General features: G+C 62.7%; 19 protein-coding genes. 8 read left to right on the top strand and 11 right to left on the bottom strand.

The genetic code is table 11. From position 1 onward, the window contains the following. On the top strand, nucleotides 1-822 hold the full coding sequence (locus ABH939_RS00615; protein ID WP_003939715.1) for a tyrosine-protein phosphatase: 822 nt from the start codon (nucleotides 1-3) through the stop codon (nucleotides 820-822). Here the strand turns inward: ABH939_RS00615 and ABH939_RS00610 are convergent. Continuing rightward, a complete protein-coding gene (locus tag ABH939_RS00610; RefSeq protein WP_404649183.1) occupies nucleotides 809-1,786 on the bottom strand; it encodes a DMT family transporter in 978 nt (325 codons plus the stop codon). The genes ABH939_RS00615 and ABH939_RS00610 overlap by 14 nt on opposite strands. A gap of 34 nt (nucleotides 1,787-1,820) precedes the next feature. Between ABH939_RS00610 and ABH939_RS00605 the strand changes: the two genes are divergently transcribed. Continuing rightward, nucleotides 1,821-2,399: a TetR/AcrR family transcriptional regulator gene (locus tag ABH939_RS00605; RefSeq protein WP_047272072.1), complete on the top strand. Its 579-nt coding sequence runs from the start codon at nucleotides 1,821-1,823 to the stop codon at nucleotides 2,397-2,399. 51 nt (nucleotides 2,400-2,450) lie between these two features. Here ABH939_RS00605 and ABH939_RS00600 read toward each other — a convergent pair whose 3' ends face one another. Further along, complete coding sequence (locus tag ABH939_RS00600) at nucleotides 2,451-3,077, bottom strand: TetR/AcrR family transcriptional regulator (protein ID WP_099698126.1); 627 nt, start codon at nucleotides 3,075-3,077, stop codon at nucleotides 2,451-2,453. Between the two features lie 89 nt (nucleotides 3,078-3,166). Here ABH939_RS00600 and ABH939_RS00595 point away from each other — a divergent pair, with 89 nt between their 5' ends. Beyond that, complete coding sequence (locus ABH939_RS00595; RefSeq protein WP_003940411.1) at nucleotides 3,167-3,628, top strand: SRPBCC family protein; 462 nt, start codon at nucleotides 3,167-3,169, stop codon at nucleotides 3,626-3,628. Nucleotides 3,629-3,630: 2 nt separating this feature from the next. Here the strand turns inward: ABH939_RS00595 and ABH939_RS00590 are convergent, their stop codons facing one another. The 3 genes from ABH939_RS00590 to ABH939_RS00580 all read right to left on the bottom strand — a co-directional run bounded on the left by ABH939_RS00590 (nucleotide 3,631) and on the right by ABH939_RS00580 (nucleotide 6,356). Continuing rightward, nucleotides 3,631-4,278, bottom strand: coding sequence for a TetR/AcrR family transcriptional regulator (locus ABH939_RS00590; RefSeq protein ID WP_007730038.1), 648 nt, complete (start codon nucleotides 4,276-4,278; stop codon nucleotides 3,631-3,633). Nucleotides 4,279-4,375: 97 nt separating this feature from the next. Further along, on the bottom strand, nucleotides 4,376-5,137 hold the full coding sequence (locus ABH939_RS00585) for an SDR family NAD(P)-dependent oxidoreductase (protein ID WP_003939707.1): 762 nt from the start codon (nucleotides 5,135-5,137) through the stop codon (nucleotides 4,376-4,378). 73 nt (nucleotides 5,138-5,210) lie between these two features. After that, on the bottom strand, nucleotides 5,211-6,356 hold the full coding sequence (locus tag ABH939_RS00580) for an acyl-CoA dehydrogenase family protein (protein ID WP_007730036.1): 1,146 nt from the start codon (nucleotides 6,354-6,356) through the stop codon (nucleotides 5,211-5,213). Nucleotides 6,357-6,496: 140 nt separating this feature from the next. Between ABH939_RS00580 and ABH939_RS00575 the strand changes: the two genes are divergently transcribed. The 3 genes from ABH939_RS00575 (at nucleotide 6,497) to ABH939_RS00565 (ending at nucleotide 9,184) form a co-directional block, all read left to right on the top strand. Next, the gene (locus ABH939_RS00575; RefSeq protein ID WP_030536572.1) at nucleotides 6,497-7,105 is read left to right on the top strand and encodes a TetR/AcrR family transcriptional regulator; all 609 of its coding nucleotides are present in this window, start codon (nucleotides 6,497-6,499) and stop codon (nucleotides 7,103-7,105) included. A 26-nt stretch (nucleotides 7,106-7,131) separates the two neighbouring features. After that, nucleotides 7,132-7,710, top strand: coding sequence for a hypothetical protein (locus ABH939_RS00570; RefSeq protein WP_404649182.1), 579 nt, complete (start codon nucleotides 7,132-7,134; stop codon nucleotides 7,708-7,710). Between the two features lie 61 nt (nucleotides 7,711-7,771). Continuing rightward, the gene (locus tag ABH939_RS00565; protein WP_007730033.1) at nucleotides 7,772-9,184 is read left to right on the top strand and encodes an FAD-binding oxidoreductase; all 1,413 of its coding nucleotides are present in this window, start codon (nucleotides 7,772-7,774) and stop codon (nucleotides 9,182-9,184) included. A gap of 8 nt (nucleotides 9,185-9,192) precedes the next feature. Here the strand turns inward: ABH939_RS00565 and ABH939_RS00560 are convergent, their stop codons facing one another. Both ABH939_RS00560 and ABH939_RS00555 read right to left on the bottom strand, forming a co-directional pair. Further along, nucleotides 9,193-10,434 carry an RNA polymerase sigma factor gene (locus tag ABH939_RS00560; protein WP_404649181.1) on the bottom strand — a complete coding sequence of 414 codons (1,242 nt, stop codon included), beginning with the start codon at nucleotides 10,432-10,434 and terminating at the stop codon, nucleotides 9,193-9,195. 6 nt (nucleotides 10,435-10,440) lie between these two features. After that, nucleotides 10,441-10,785, bottom strand: coding sequence for a YciI family protein (locus ABH939_RS00555; RefSeq protein WP_404649180.1), 345 nt, complete (start codon nucleotides 10,783-10,785; stop codon nucleotides 10,441-10,443). A 140-nt stretch (nucleotides 10,786-10,925) separates the two neighbouring features. Here ABH939_RS00555 and ABH939_RS00550 point away from each other — a divergent pair, with 140 nt between their 5' ends. Then, a complete protein-coding gene (locus ABH939_RS00550) occupies nucleotides 10,926-11,402 on the top strand; it encodes a DUF309 domain-containing protein (RefSeq protein WP_003940372.1) in 477 nt (158 codons plus the stop codon). Further along, nucleotides 11,402-12,040, top strand: a complete 639-nt coding sequence (locus ABH939_RS00545; RefSeq protein WP_064073901.1) for an LON peptidase substrate-binding domain-containing protein — start codon at nucleotides 11,402-11,404, stop codon at nucleotides 12,038-12,040. The genes ABH939_RS00550 and ABH939_RS00545 overlap by 1 nt, the downstream gene beginning before the upstream one ends. A 6-nt stretch (nucleotides 12,041-12,046) precedes the next feature. Here the strand turns inward: ABH939_RS00545 and ABH939_RS00540 are convergent, their stop codons facing one another. From ABH939_RS00540 to ABH939_RS00525, 4 genes are read right to left on the bottom strand one after another with little or no spacing between them, the layout of a single operon-like run. Beyond that, nucleotides 12,047-12,862 carry a mycofactocin-coupled SDR family oxidoreductase gene (locus ABH939_RS00540; RefSeq protein WP_007730029.1) on the bottom strand — a complete coding sequence of 272 codons (816 nt, stop codon included), beginning with the start codon at nucleotides 12,860-12,862 and terminating at the stop codon, nucleotides 12,047-12,049. A gap of 58 nt (nucleotides 12,863-12,920) precedes the next feature. After that, nucleotides 12,921-13,547, bottom strand: coding sequence for a lactate utilization protein C (locus tag ABH939_RS00535; protein WP_404649179.1), 627 nt, complete (start codon nucleotides 13,545-13,547; stop codon nucleotides 12,921-12,923). Continuing rightward, entirely contained in the window at nucleotides 13,544-15,064 is a 1,521-nt protein-coding gene (locus ABH939_RS00530) for a LutB/LldF family L-lactate oxidation iron-sulfur protein (RefSeq protein WP_404649178.1), read from the bottom strand. The genes ABH939_RS00535 and ABH939_RS00530 overlap by 4 nt, the downstream gene beginning before the upstream one ends. After that, entirely contained in the window at nucleotides 15,061-15,810 is a 750-nt protein-coding gene (locus ABH939_RS00525) for a (Fe-S)-binding protein (RefSeq protein ID WP_003940529.1), read from the bottom strand. Before ABH939_RS00525 ends, ABH939_RS00530 begins: the two co-directional genes overlap by 4 nt. Nucleotides 15,811-15,857: the final 47 nt, after the last annotated feature.

The following is a 15,857-nucleotide window of genomic DNA, read 5'->3' as shown; positions in this document are numbered from 1 at the left end:
ATGCCAACTCACCCGCTCGATCGCCGCGTTCTCCTGAAGACCGCTCCGAACTTCCGGGACCTCGGTGGCATTCCTGTTGCGGACGGCACCGTCCGCGCGGGCGCGCTCTATCGTTCGGCGACTCTGGCGAAACTCGACGGCGACGACCTTGCCGCGGTCGCCGACTTGGACGTCCGGACGGTATACGACCTGAGGACCGCCGCCGAGCGCGACGGCGCACTCGACAATCTCCCTGACTCGACGCGCACAGTCTGGCTCGACGTACTTGCCGACAATGCCCAAAACGCCGCGGCCACTGGACTACTCATGACGGACCCGGTCGCATACGCCGAGACCATCAGCGATGGACGTGGGATCGCACAGATGGAGGAAGCCAACCGCAACTTCGTCAGCCTGCCGTCCGCTCTCGACGCCTATCGCACGTTCTACCTCGACCTCATCGACGAAAAACGCACCGGGGCAGCACTTTTCCACTGCACCACCGGCAAGGATCGAACCGGGTGGGCCGCGACCTCTTTCCTACTCCTCCTCGGGGCCGACGAAGCCGATGTACGCGCCGACTACCTGGAGACGAACACCGATCTGGCTCCCATGACAGAACCGATCCTCGACTTCGCCGCGAGCAAAGGCGTTGACGCAGAAGTGCTACGACCCCTCCTCGGAGTCCGTGACAGCTATTTCGACGCAGCTCTCGACGAAATGCGCACGCACTTCGGCACCGTCGAGGACTACGCAATCAACGGACTGAAGCTCACCGCAGAGCAACTCACCGCGCTCCGCGAGCGGTTCACATCCCGATCGGCCTTCATCAGCGCGACGTGATCGAAGCTCTCGCCGGGCAGGAATCCGTGCCCTCGTCCTGCTTCTTCGGGCGATTGCCCACCCGGGTGACCACGACGACGGCGACGATGCCCACCGCCAAGCCGAGCGCGGTGAACGGAGTGAAGGATTCTCCGAACATCAGTGCGCCCCAGACCGCGGTGACGGGGGCGATCAAGAACATCAGGGTGTTGACGGACGTAATGCCGATGCGGCGGAGCAACAACCAGTACAGCCCGTAACCACCGAAGGTGGACAACACGATCAACCAGAGCAACGCGATCCAGAATGTGCTGATACTCGGCGGTACGGCAGCATCCGAGACGATCGCCAGAGTTGTGAAAACTATTGCGCTGGTTGAGCAGTGGATGGCCAAAGCCTGCAGTGGCGGTGTGGACGTGGGAGCGCGTTGCTGGACGAAGGTGGATGCAACCAGGCTGAGCATCCCCAGGAACGGAATCGCGTACGCCCACCACGGCGCCGATGCGCCGGCCCCGGCATCGGCTGCCGTGACCATCACGACGCCGCCCATTCCGATCGCCAACCCGATCCACTGCATACGCGGGACTGCGACACCGAGGACCGGACCGAGCAGCGCGGCAGCCACCAGCGGCTGAATACCGTCGATCAGCGCTGTGGTTCCGGTGTTCACCCCGAGATCGACTGCCCAGTACACCGACAACAGGTAGCCACTCTGGGAGAGCATCCCGATCACCACCTGCCTGCCGAGAGCCCGCGGTGTGGGCATCGTGTTCCGGCGCCGGGCGGAGAGCCAGACAATCGGGAGCAGTACCACCGCGAGCGGGAGAAAACGCCACATCAGCAGTGTGGGGACCTCGGCACTGCCGGCGCCGAGTTTGGCCCCGATGAATCCCGAACTCCAGCACGCGACGAACAGGACCGACAAGGTAGCCGTCACGGCAGATCTCGAGGTCACGATCCGAGGTATACCGATCTGTTTACTCATGAGCCCGACTATACAGATCGGTATACTTTTGTCCATGGCAGAGGAATCCACACCCGAATTGACTCCGAAAGCGCGTCGCATTCTGGAGTCTGCGTCGAAGCTGTTCTACGAAAAGGGGATTCATGCCGTAGGCGTGGATACCGTCGCACTGGACGCCGGGGTCACGAAGAAGACTTTGTACGAACGGTTCGGCTCGAAAGACGGTCTCGTCGTGGAATACCTGAGGGCTCGAGATCGGCGGTGGCGAATCTTTCGCGACGAGAAGCTCGCATCAGCCGGAGCTAGCCGCGCCGAACAGTTGAGTGCGGTATTCGACGCTTCCGCCTCCTGGTCCAAGGCGAGCGGAGGCAAGGGGTGCAGCATGATCAACGCGCACGCCGAGTTCAGCGATCACTCACATCCGGTGTTCGCTGTCATCGCCGAACAAAAGCGGGAGATGTCAGACCTTTTCCGGCGCATTCTGGCGACGGACGGACTAGCCGACGAACGTCTCGTCGAGGCAATCATGCTGCTTCACGAAGGTGCCCTCGTCGCAGACGGGATCGGTATCGGCACCGACCCCTTCGGTGCCGGCCGGAACGCAGCGCTCGAATTGCTCAAAAATTCAGACTGATTCGCGCAGTTGCGTCAACAGATCACTCCCCCATCCGCTTCGCCCCCACAGTCACTCCCTCACCCGCTTCGCCCCCACCATCCGACGCGCTATCTCCAGATACCTCTCCACCAACTCGTCCGGAGACAACTCACCGTCCGCTCGGTACCAGACCGCGACGGCGACGCACATCGTCACCACGGCTCGGCTGGCGTCCTCGGGATGGTCGGCTTCGAACACGCCCGAGGCGACGCCGTCGAGGACGATCCGGTCCACCTGCTTCTGCTGTTCGTCGCGCTGGGCGATGTAACCAGCCCGGCTGTCGGGCTCCATGCTGCGGATCTCGGAGGAGGCGACGAACGACTGCTCGCGTCGAAACATGTGGAACCGCAACAGAGATTCGATCACCGCGTCGAAGCGATCAGAGGGATCGTCCCCGGCATCGAGTTCGGCGGCGCGGCTTCGCTCCAACAACTCCGTCATCACAACGGTCGCCAGACCGATCAGCAGAGCCTGCTTGGACGGGTAGTGGTGGTAGAGCCCCGGCACCGACAGCCCGGACCGCGACGCGACGTCACGGATCGAAGTCCCGTGATAGCCCTGCTCGACGAACGCCTCCAACGCCGCAGCGAGCGGTTTCGGTAGTCCCAGGTCTTCGTAATCGCGCCAGGACCCGCGTACCGGAAGCTCGTTCGTCATACCGATACCGTAGATCGCTCTTGCGCCGCCGCCGAACACGTCGGAGCCATTGGTTAGAGTCGGTGTTCACCGAAAGACAGGGACCAGTCATGATCCATGTTCGCCACACCGCGGTTGCTGCCGTGCCGGTTGATGTCGCCTTCGACTACATCGACAACTACCGCAATGTCCCGACGTGGATGTTCGGTGTTTCCGAGTTCACCCCGTTCGGAGAGTTCGATCAGGGACTCGGCGCCACGTTCGACGCGGCCATGCAGATCGGGCCGAGCACGTTGCGCTCCAAACTCGAGGTCACCGAGTGGGAGAAGAATCGGATCATCAAGCTGTCCTCGCTCGGCGGTGTATCCAACTCGTCCACGTGGGAGTTCGCCGCGATCGACGATTCCAAGACCGAGCTTTCCGTCGACTTCGCCTACAAACTGCCCGGCGGCATTGCCGGCAAGGCACTCGGCCGATTGATCGGACCGTTCGTCGAAAACGCTGTCAAGAACAGCGAGGAAACACTGCGCCACAGCCTCGAGGAGCAGTTCGCGGCCCGCGGCGAAGGCTGAAACTACCCGCGGTCGCCTTCGAGTCCCAGCGCGTTGGCCCACACCTGAGTAGCCGTCTTGACGACGTCCTCGAACGGGACGGGGTTGCCGTCGGCGCCAGGTTCCTCGGAGACGAATGAACTGTAGGCAAGACGGCTCACCATCGCCGACAGTGCTCGGGAAGCCAACAGCGGGTCCAACGAGGCGTCTGCCTTGCCAGCTGCTTGCAAGCGTTCGATGGCTCGGGCATTACGAGAAATGAAGGTCTCGGCTCTGTCCCGACGCAGTTTCGCGAAGGCCGGATCGATGTGCGATACCTGCTCGAGCAGACCCATCAGTTTGGCGTTGCGGCGAAAAGCCGTCAGGTAGGCACGGTTGCTCGATTCGAGGACCGCATACGGATTGTCGACGTCGCGGACCCGTCCCATGCCTGGGTGCAGCATGTCTTCCTGCGCGACGTCGAGAACTGCGGCGAAGATCTGCTCTTTGTTGTCGAAGTAGGTGTAGAACGTGCCGGTGGAGCAGTTCGCTTCCTTGGTGATGTCCGTGAGACGGGCGTCGAGATACCCTGCGCGCTCGAACACCGTTCGAGCCGCTGCGACCAGAGAAGCCCTGGTCCGGACGCCGCGGGCAGTCACCGGCAGGTCACGCAGAAGCTCCGTCGCAGCCATGGATGGTGGCGGACGGTCTTCCCAGTTCTCCTGAGGTTCGGCGCGAGAGGTCACCAGCTACTTATACGGCAAAGCCGGCGACATCTCGGCATCGGCGTCAGGTGATGGTGATTCCTCCGTCGACGGCGATGGTCTGACCGGTGACGTATCCGCCGGCCTCGGACGCGAGCCACACCATGGTGGCCGCGAGCTCTTCCGGATCGCCCATGCGGCCGAGGATCAGGCGCGGAGCCATCGCGTCCAAGTAACCGTCGTTGTATTGGTCTGTCATTTCCGACTTGAAGAAGCCGGGCGCGATCGCGTTGACGCGAATGCCCTTGCGCGTTCCCCACTGCTGTGCGAGGTCGCGGGTCAATCCGACGACGCCTGCCTTGCTCGCCGCATAGGCGGCCTGCGGGAGTCCGGCGGTCGTCAATCCGAGAATGCTCGAGATGTTGACGATGGAGCTGCCCGGGAGCATCACGCGGCCGCAGGCCTGCGCTGCCCAGTAGGACCCATTGAGGTTGATGTCGATGACGGCGCGGAACTGGTCCGGGGTCTCGCGGGTCGCCGGAACGGCAGTTCCGACGCCGGCATTGTTGACCAGCACGTCCACGCGGCCGAACTTCTCCATCGCGGCGTCGACCATGTTCTGAGCCTGAGCCGGATCGACGATGTCGGTGGCCACGCACAATGCTTCGCGGCCTGCGTCACGCACGAGCTTGGCCGTGTCTTCGAGCTTGTCGACGCGGCGAGCAGCGAGGACGACGTCCGCGCCGGCCTCTGCTGCGGCTTTCGCGAACGCCACCCCGAGGCCCGACGACGCACCGGTCACGATGACCACTCGATCGGTCAGAGAGAACTTGTCGAGAACAGACATGCGCGGTGATGCTCCTGTGTCGTCGGGTTCGGGAAGTGGCGGTTGCAGTGACGTATCGACTGCAGTTGCGAAATTACAGGCCGAGATCGCGGCCGATGAGTTCCTTCATGATCTCGTTGGATCCGGCCCAGATCTTGGTGACGCGGGCGTCCATCCACGCGCGAGCGGCGCGGTACTCGGTCATGAAGCCGTAGCCACCGTGCAACTGAACGCAGTGATCGAGGACCTCGTTCTGCACCTGCGCGGTCCACCACTTAGCCTTGGCGGCGTCGATGGCGGTCAGCTCGCCGGCAGCGTGTGCCGCGACGCAGTTGTCGACGTAGGCCTGGGTGACCTCGATGCGGGTGACGAGATCCGCGAGAAGGAATTTGTTCCACTGCAGCGAGCCGATCGGCTGACCGAAAGCCTTGCGGTCCTTGGCATATTGCAGCGTCTCTTCGAGGATCGGAGCGGCGTGCGCGATGTTGGACACCGCAGCGCCGACGCGCTCCTGCGGCAGCATTTCCATCATGTGGATGAAGCCGCGGTCGATCTCACCGATGATGTTGGTGGACGGCACGCGAACGTTCTCGAAGAACAGTTCGGCGGTATCGGACTCGTGCTGGCCGACCTTGTCGAGCTTGCGTCCGCGCTCGAAGCCTTCCATGCCGGTCTCGACGGCAAAGAGGGTGATGCCCTTGGACTTCTTCTCGGGACTGGTCCGAGCCGCCACGATCACGAGGTCGGCGTTGTAGCCGTTGGTGATGAAGGTCTTGGAGCCGTTGATGATCCAGTCGTCGCCGTCCTTGACCGCAGTGGTCTTGAGCGAGGCGAGGTCGGATCCACCGGAAGGCTCGGTCATGCCGATGGCCGTCAGCATCTCACCGGTGCAGAACTTGGGCAGCCAACGCTGCTTCTGCTCTTCGGTGGTGAGCTGAACGAGGTAGGGAGCAACGACGTCGGCGTGAATGCCGAAGCTCGAGGCAACAGCTGCACTGGCGCGCGAGAGCTCTTCGGCCAGAACCGCGTTGAAGCGGTAGTCGCCGGCTTCGCTTCCGCCGTACGCCTCCGGAACCTCGAGTCCGAGGAAGCCGTTGCGTCCCGCTTCGAGCCAGATTTCACGATCGATGAAGCGCTGGTCGATCAGCTTCTCTGCGACCGGAAGGATGTTCCGGTTGACGAATTCGCGAGCAGATTCGCGAAATGCCTCGTGATCGGGTCCGTACAGAGTGCGACGCATGACGAGTTGCTTCCTTTCGGCGTGGCAATGCCACACGTAACGATGTTCCTAAGCATTCGCTTAGAATCTAAGCACCTGCTTATAGTGAATCGAGAGCGGGATATTGTCAACATCGAAATCCGTCACACCTGGAGGAAACCGTGAGCGATTCACCTGACGTGGTGATCAGCCCCTCCAAAGCTGCGGCCCGTATCCGCGCGGCAGCCGTGGACGCTTTTGCCTCTGCCGGCTACGGCGGCACCACCACCCGTGACATCGCCGCGCGACTCGACATGAGTCCCGCCGCCATGTACCCGCACTACCGCTCGAAAGAAGAACTGCTTTTCGCGATCAGCTTCGAAGGCCACACCGAAGCGTTGAAGGTGGTCGAGGGCGCCGACCGACCTGGTGAAGAACCGTCCGTTCGTTTGCAGGAACTGATCAGCACCTTCGCCAGTTGGCAGGCCGGGCACCATTCACTCGCTCGCGTCGTCCAGTACGAACTCACTGCCCTCACACCAGAGCACTACCGAACCGTCGTCGCGCTTCGCCGCAGCACGACGCGGGTGGTCCGGGAGGTTGTCGATGCCGGCGTGCAGTCGGGCGATTTCACGATCCCCGATGCCGAAGGCGTCACCCTCGCCTTGATGTCCCTGTGCGTCGACGTGTGCCGCTGGTTCCCGGCCGGCAACTACACGAATCCGGAAGACATCGGAAAACTGTACGGAGACCTGGCATTGAGGATGGTGGGCGCCGCCCGAATCAGGTGACGCCGACCGCAGAAAGGACTCGGCCAGTGGCCAACCGCACCTATCTCTACTCGACCCTTGTTGCCCCGCATGAGAATCCGGCTGCCGCTCGCACCCGTGGACTCAAAGGAATCTCGGAGTGGTCGTACGCGATACCGCTGGTCCCCCGGATCCTTGTGTCCGTGAATCCGCTCCCCCGCCAGTCGATCATCTGGGACGACACCCCCGACCTGATCGCGGTCACCGCGCCCTGTGGTCCTGGTATCGCCCGGCTCGAAGACTTCCTCGGCCGCATCGATCACCCCGAACTCGGCACGATGGCCGGCGATGCGCTGCGTTTCCTGCGCAGCCACACCGAACCCGACCACTACTTCGTCCTCGAGTGCGGCGAGATCTTCGACATGGACGACGAACCGTTCGCCGAACAGGGCACGGCCCTGATGACCGGTCTGGCGGACATCGACGCCGAGATGGAGGCGGCGCTGGCCACACTCGCACCCGCCAAGCCGCGCTTCTGGGAGCGACTGTTCACGCCGACTCAGGAGAGCGTCGAGGAACCGCTACGCGAACTCGGCCTCGGTTACTGGTCCGAGACCCTGTACTTCGATCTCGACGTCCCGCGATAGGCGAACCGAGCATCCATCAGTTTCAGACCAGTTGGTCCGCAAACAGGTACCCTCGGATTTCGTGTCCGACTACGCCACCGATCTGCCAACCTCTGCGTCCACCGTCCTCGGCGGTTGGGGTCGCACAGCCCGAACTACCTCGCATGTCGTTTCGACTCCTGATGTAGAGGCGATCGCAAAGGCCGTCGCCCGCGTCGCAGACGACAACGCGGACAAGCCGTTGCACCTCCGACGTGGAGTCATCGCTCGTGGTCTGGGCCGGTCTTACGGAGACAACGCGCAGAACACCGGCGGCTTGGTCATCGACATGACCGCCTTCCGTCGAATTCACAAGATCGATGCCGAGTCCCGTCTCGTGGAGATGGACGCGGGAGTCTCTCTCGATCAGCTGATGCGCGCGGCGCTACCATTCGGTCTCTGGGTACCGGTACTCCCCGGAACACGCCAGGTAACCATCGGCGGAGCGATCGCCTGCGATATTCACGGCAAGAACCACCACACCGAGGGCAGCTTCGGAAATCATGTCCGCTCGATGGATCTGCTCACTGCTGACGGCAGTATCCGAACACTGGAGCCGCAAGGCCCGACATCCGAACTCTTCTGGGCTACCGTCGGCGGGATCGGACTGACCGGGATCATCCTGCGCGTCACCCTCGAGATGACACCGACCGAAACGGCATACTTCGTCAACGACGGCGCACTGACCGCAGGCCTGGACGAAACCGTCGCTTTTCACAGCGACGGCAGCGAAGCCGACTACACGTATTCGAGCGCCTGGTTCGATGCAGTCAGTGCGCCGCCGAAGCTCGGCCGGGCCTCGATTACGCGTGGTTCGTTGGCGACCGTCGACCAGCTTCCGCTGAAATTGCAGAAGAATCCGTTGAAATTCGATGCACCACAACTGTTCACGACACCGGATGTTTTCCCCAACGGCTTGATGAACAAGCTATCGGCGTCAGCGATCGGCGAGTTCTACTACCGCACTGGTGGCAACTACATCGGGAAGGTGCAGAACCTGACGCAGTTCTACCATCCGCTCGACCTCATCGGTGAGTGGAACCGTGCCTACGGGTCCAAGGGATTCCTGCAATACCAGTTCGTGGTGCCCGTCGACGCGGTGGACGAATTCAAGAGCATCATCCGCGATATCCAGCGTTCGGGACACTACTCAGCTCTCAACGTCTTCAAACTTTTCGGCGAGGGAAACGCAGCGCCACTGAGCTTTCCGATGTCCGGGTGGAACGTCGCCTTCGACTTCCCGATCAAGTCCGGCCTGGGTGAGTTCGTCGCCTCCCTCGACAAACGGGTACTCGAATTCGGCGGTCGCCTCTACACCGCCAAGGACTCTCGGACTACCGCAGCAAGCTTCCACTCGATGTATCCGCGAATCGACGAGTGGATCCAGATACGCAGAAATATCGATCCGACAGGTGTTTTCGTGTCCGACATGGCCCGAAGACTCGAATTGGTCTGAGGCGCCGATCAGTCCGAGATCTCACCCAACCGACGCTCCAGGTAGGCCCGCTCCGGTTCCGTACCAACGAGTTTCAGAGCTTGTCGGTACGCGGATGCCGCTGCGTCGGTGCGCCCCAACCGAGCAAGTAGTTCGGCTCGTGCAAGGTGATACGGATGGTAGTCGGCAAGTTTGGACTCCGCTGCCAGTTCCTCCAGCGCAGTCAGCCCGACTTCCTCGCCGTCGCGCATCGCCAACGCTACTGCCCGATTGACGGCCACGACCGGCGACGGAGTCAGCGTGAGGAGCACTCCGTAGAGAGCGCAGATCTGTGGCCAGTCGGTGCTCTCCACATCTGCGGCCTCGTCGTGCAATGCGGCGATGGCGGCCTGCACCCCGTACGGCCCCGGCGCTCCCCCGGTCAACGCGACCACGACGAGGTCGCTGCCTTCCTCGATCATCGGCTGGTCCCAACACCCGCGATCCTGGTCTTCGAGGAGCACGATCCCGCCGGCGGCGTCGGTACGGGCATCCCGACGCGCGTGGACGAGAAGCATCAATGCAAGCAATCCGGCGATCTCGCGCTCATCGGGAAGCAATGCGCGCAAGATCCTCGCCAGCCTGATCGCCTCCACCGCCAGGTCGACGCGTTGCAGATCCGGACCCGAACTCGCTGCGTACCCCTCGGTGAACACCGAATAGATCACCTGCAGAACACCGGGCAGACGCTCCGGGAGTTCTTCGGCGCTGGGAGTTCGGAAGGGAATCCGAGCCTGACGGATTTTCTTCTTCGCACGCACGATCCGCTGCGCCATGGTCGCCGAAGGCACGAGGAAGGCCCGAGCAACCTCGGGCGTCGTCAACCCTCCGAGGCAACGCAAGGTGAGTGCGATTCGGTCGTCCTCGGCCAGCGCTGGGTGCGAGCAGGTGAAGAACAGCTGCAACCGCTCGTCGGGAAGTTCTCCGTCGACCGTGGGCGGCGCCGGGTCGGCACGATCGGCGTCCACCTGCATCACCGCCAATCGCGCCGCATAGGCCTGATCACGACGAAGCCTGTCGACGGCTTTACGACGCGCCGTGGTCAGCAGCCAGGCGCCCGGTTTAGCCGGCACTCCGTCCACGGGCCAGTGCACCAACGCGGCCTCGACGGCTTCGGAGGTGACTTCCTCGGCCAGATCCAGATCACCGAAGCGGCGGACGAGCGAGGCCAAGAGTCGTCCGCGTTCCTCCCGGAACACTGACTCGATGGAGTTCTCGGCCTGCTCGTCCACGGCGAATCAGTCCCCGAACCCGGCCAGTGGACGCACCTCGACGCTGCCGCCGTCGCGCGCGCCGGGGCACCGCGCGGCCCATGAAAGCGCCGCATCCAGATCGGGAACGTCGATGACGTCGTAGCCGCCGAGGATTTCACGGGTTTCTGCGAAGGGTCCGTCGGTGACGGTCTTTTCTCCGGACTGCGAGACCCGAACCGTCGTCGTAGTCGTCAGGTCGGCGAGGGCATCGCCGGACACCCAGATCCCGGCATCCTTCATTTCCTTGTCGTATTGCTGCCAGTCCTCGAACGTGCACTGGGGTTCGGTGTCTCCGCCGGATGCGGTGTAGATGAGCAACATGTACTTCATGACTGACTCCTTGGTCTGTTGTTTTTCTTGCGGCTTTCTTGCCTTACAACATGACGACGAACGGTTCTCCCCGGAATCGACAGGCGACTCGAAAAAACTTTTGGCGAGTTCGGCCGAGGCGCTGCCGTTAGGCTGAGTGTATGACCGAACGCGACCGGGACGCCGCTGGGAAACCCCTCAATTCGCGGCCCCGTGACGGACTCGGACGTCCACTGCCACGCGACGCAGCGGGCGGTGTCCCGCGCATTCCGGACGATGTACGCCTGCCACCAGACGAGTCGATCACCGAGGCGCAGCGCCTCCTCGACCACGGCATGCCTTTCCACGCACACGAGATTCTCGAAGGAACGTGGAAAAGCGCGCCGCCCGAGGAACGTGACCTGTGGCAGGGACTGGCTCAGTTGGCCGTCGGGCTCACCCATCTGCTTCGGGGCAACAACACCGGCGCCGTCTCACTCCTCGGCCAGGGTCACGACCGCATCAGGCACTACGAGGTCGAGAGTCCGCACGGCCTCGATATCCCCGGTCTACTGACGTGGTCCGAGCACCTGCTCGCCGAAATCGATCGCCCCGGCGATTTCCCCGCCCCTCCGATTCCGAGGTTGAGAATCCCCTGATGCCCATCTTCCCCATGTTTCCGCTCGGCTCCGCTTTGCTACCGGGTGAGGTGTTGCCCCTGAACATCTTCGAACCTCGGTATCGCGCACTGGTCGAGAACGTTCTCGAAGCTGCCGACGGCCCACTGTTCGGAGTAGTGCTCATCGCTCGTGGCCACGAGGTCGGTGGCGGCGAATCACGTCACGACGTCGGCACTCTGGCTCGGATCGAGTCTCATGTCGCCATGGGTGCCGGGCGGTATCAGTTGTATTGCCGGACCGAAGACCGCATCCGGGTCAATCGATGGCTGCCGGACGATCCCTACCCACTTGCCGAGGTCGAATTGTGGCCTGACGAGAACAACGGAACACCAGTCACTGCTTACGAATACGACTCGCTCCTCGAGCGCATCGAGTTCATGTACGGAATGTTGGGAAAGCTCGCACTTCGGGCCGGCGAACAGACTCCGCGAATGCCCGTCCCACCGGATCCCTTGGATCCGCTGGGTTCTCGGCTGTATGCCCTCGCCAGGAGCATTCCGATGGGTGACGCCGATCGCCTGGCGATTTTGACCGCGCCAGGCGCCGACGAACGTATTCGCGCACTCTCGGAGGCAGTCGAGAACACCATCGAGGTCGCGCAGTTCAATCTCCTCTGAGCGCAACTACGCCATCGTCTGACCCATGTCGATGACGATCTTCGTCCCGGTGACCGCGCGGGAGAGGTCCGTCGCGAGGTAGACGACGGCGTTGGAGATGTCCTCGACGGTGGTGCGCGGGACGGACGTGAGCGGCCACTTGTACGAGTTCATGTACTCCGGATGAGTAGTGAGTACCTTACCGACGTTGGGATCGTTGCCCATCTCGGTCTCCACCGCGCCAGGGTGGATGGTGTTGACTCGAATGTCGAAGCTTCCCAATTCCGTTGCAGCAGTGCGAGCCAAACCCACGAGGCCGTGCTTGGCCGCCGAGTAGTGCGCGCAGCCGGGCGCTTCGGCGACGCCGGCAGCACTGCTCACAATCACGATGGAACCACCGTTGCCGGCTTCGATCATTGCAGGAACCGCAGCTGTCATCGTGCGCCAGACACCATTGAGATTGATGTCCACCAGCGTCGACCACTGCTCTTCAGGCATCTCCCAGAAACGGTTCCACGTAGCGATGCCCGCATTGGCAATCACGACGTCGAGGCGACCGAACTTGTCGACGCCCGACGCCACCGCCGCACGCAGTGCCTCGAGGTCACGGACGTCCGCTACAGCGGTGACGATCTCGCGCCCCTCCGCTCGCACGAGACGAGCCGTTTCTTCGAGGTCGGCTTCAGTCGCGGCCGCGTAACCCACGTCTTCGGACACCGACGCGCACACGTCGACAGCGATGACGTCTGCACCTTCCTGCGCGAGTCGAATCGCGTGATTGCGTCCCTGACCCCGCGCTGCACCGGTGATGAAAACGACCTTGCCTGCCAACAGTTGTGTCATGGCCGGGACGTTAGACGCTGATGTGGCCCGCTGCCTCCGAGTTCCCGCTCGACGGGAATCAACCGTCGACGATGACGACGTGAAGATTCCTCGGACCATGGACACCTTCGACGCGCTCGAGTTCGATGTCGGAGGTCGCCGACGGGCCGCTGATCATGGTGGTGGGGCGCTCCGGTGTCAGCTTCGCAATCGCCTCCGGCACTCCCACTTCCACACTGCTGCGATACACGACGCAGATGTGTGTGTCCGGTACCAGTGTCAACGCACGGCGTCCCTGCGATGGACCGGCATCGAGGAAGATCGTGCCGGTTTCGGCACACGATACCTTCGAGCCTGTGACAACGGCGTCGAGATTCTCGAGTTCAGGAGCCGGTACGTCCGGGCTGTCCACCACCAGCGTTCCGTCGAATCCGGCTACCCATGATCGGTCGAGGCCGGCGGGGATCCCCAGAGTGTGTAGTCCGTGCTCTCTCACTATTCCGGCGACGGCCTCGGCGATTTCTGTTGCAGCGCAATGGTGAACGTGCGCCTTGTAGTCCACCAGACGGTCGACGAACAAATCGATGAGTTCCCCGTCGGACATGGTTCTGCCAGTCCGGTAGTTTCGCGGTATCTCGCCTTCGCGGGCGGGCGCCAAGGTGATGGCATCACGAATGCGTCCGAGCACCACGTCACGTGAATTCATCTGTCCGCCTTCCCGTCACGACGAGCCTCGTCCAATGCCGCGCGGCCTTCGTCGGAGTCCCACCAGGATCGGAAGGTCTGCTTGGGCGGTGCGGGAATGTCTCTGGCAGCTGTCCAACCGTTCAATGGAGGTGGCAACGTAGAGATCTTCCCTTTCCTGCCGGCCACGACGCGTCCGAGCCCGGCAGCTTTCTGAGCCAACGTCCACCGGCCCTCGGTCGACATCGCCAGAGAGGCGGCTTTCATCGCCAAAGACTCTGCTGTGACACCGGATTGCTCGACCTTCTGGTGCCGCAATTCGACGAGCAGCGAGGGTATGTCGATCTTGACCGGGCAGGCGTCGAAGCACGCACCGCACAGACTCGAGGCAAAGGGAAGCGTCGAGTTGGGATCGTCTTTGCCATGCATGCCCGCGAGCTGCGGAGTCAGCACCGCGCCGATCGGTCCCGGATAGGTCGATCCGTAGGCGTGACCGCCGGTGCGCTCGTAGACCGGGCACACGTTCAGACACGCCGAGCACCGTATGCAGCTCAGGGCTTCCCTCCCGATCTTGTCGGCAAGCGCGGCAGTCCGACCGTTGTCGAGGAGGACCAGGTGGAACTCCTGTGGACCGTCGTCGGGCGTGACGCCGGTCCACATGGAGGTGTACGGGTTCATCCGCTCCCCCGTCGAGGACCGCGGCAGCAGTTGCAGGAAGACCTCCAGATCCTGATACGTCGGCAGAATCTTCTCGATGCCCATCACGGTGATCAGTGTTTTCGGCAGCGTCAGGCACATTCGCCCGTTGCCCTCCGACTCCACGACGGTCAGAGTGCCCGTGTCCGCGATGCCGAAATTGGCGCCGGAGACGGCGACCGGCGTCGTCATGAACTTGTGGCGCAGAAACTTTCGTGCAGCAGCGGCAAGTTCGGCCGGGTTCTCCCCGAGGTTCGGATCGACATCTGGCATCTCTCGAAGAAATATCTCGCGAATCTCGGACCTGTTGCGATGGATCGCGGGAACCAGGATGTGCGACGGTTTGTCGTGGCCGAGTTGGACGATCAATTCCGCGAGATCGGTCTCGTAGGCGGTGATTCCGTGGGCTTCGAGATGCTCGTTGAGACCGATCTCCTGCGTGGCCATCGACTTGACCTTGATGACCTCGTCGGAGCCGGTGGCTTTGACAAGTTCGGTCACAATGGCGTTGGCCTCGTTGGCATCCGCCGCCCAATGCACCTGCCCACCGCGCGCGATGACTGCAGCTTCGAACTGTTCGAGCAGTTCCGGCAACCGCGCCATGACGTCGGCCTTGATCGCCGAACCCGCATCACGCAGGTCTTCCCAATCGGGAAGCTCTCCAGTCACGTCGATGCGCTTGGCACGGATGGTGTGCGTCGCCTTGCCGATATTGCGTCGCAGTTGCGCGTTGGCCAGCTCGTGATGTGCTGCGACGGGGAATTTCTCAGTACCTCGCAGGAACCCTGCACCCTCGGGCGACCTCGGCGGGAAGCTGGGCAGACCCAGCGTCACAGCGCTCATGCGTGCACCCGGCTTTCCACCGACGCCAGAATCTCCGCGAGGTGAATGGTCTTGGCGCCCATCTGCAGTCGCGACATACCGCCGCCGATGTGCATGAGGCAGGACGAGTCTCCGGCGCTGCAGAATTCGGCGCCGGTGTCCGCAACGTGGCGAATCTTGTCCGCCAGCATGGCCGTCGAAGTCTCCGCATTCTTGATGGCAAACGTGCCGCCGAAGCCACAGCAGGAATCTGCTTCGGGGAGTTCGACCAGATCGATGTCGCGGACGTTGCGCAACAACTGAAGTGGCTTGTCCCCCACCCTCAGCATCCGCAGTGAGTGACAGGTCGGGTGATAGGTGACTCGGTGCGGGAAGTACGCGCCCACATCGGTGACCCCGAGAACGTCCACGAGGAATTCGGAAAGCTCGTACGTCTTTGCCTTCACGGTCTGCACCTGTCCACACAGCGACGCGGTGCCGTAGCGCTCGGCGACGATCTCGTGTTGATGACGGACCGAGCCGACGCACGACCCCGATGGTGCGACAACGGCGTCGATCGACGCATCACCGAAGGTATCGGCGTAGTTCGCGACCAGCGGTAGTGCGCCCGGCTGATAGCCGGTATTGACGTGCATCTGCCCGCAGCAGGTCTGCCCGGACGGAAACACGACGTCGTGCCCGAGACGGGTGAGCAGGAGGGCGGTGGCCTTGACGGCGTCGGGAAACATCGTGTCCCCGATGCAGGTGGCGAACAGCGCTACTCGCATGTGGTTCCCCGCAATCTGTCAGTGTGGTCTGACCACAGTAATACATC

The organism is Rhodococcus sp. 27YEA6, from assembly GCF_044908235.1.
In the GTDB taxonomy this organism is placed as follows: Bacteria; Actinomycetota; Actinomycetes; order Mycobacteriales; family Mycobacteriaceae; genus Rhodococcus_F; species Rhodococcus_F qingshengii.
Note: the sequence above shows the minus strand (reverse complement) of the source record. Positions and strands in the feature narration are given on the sequence as shown.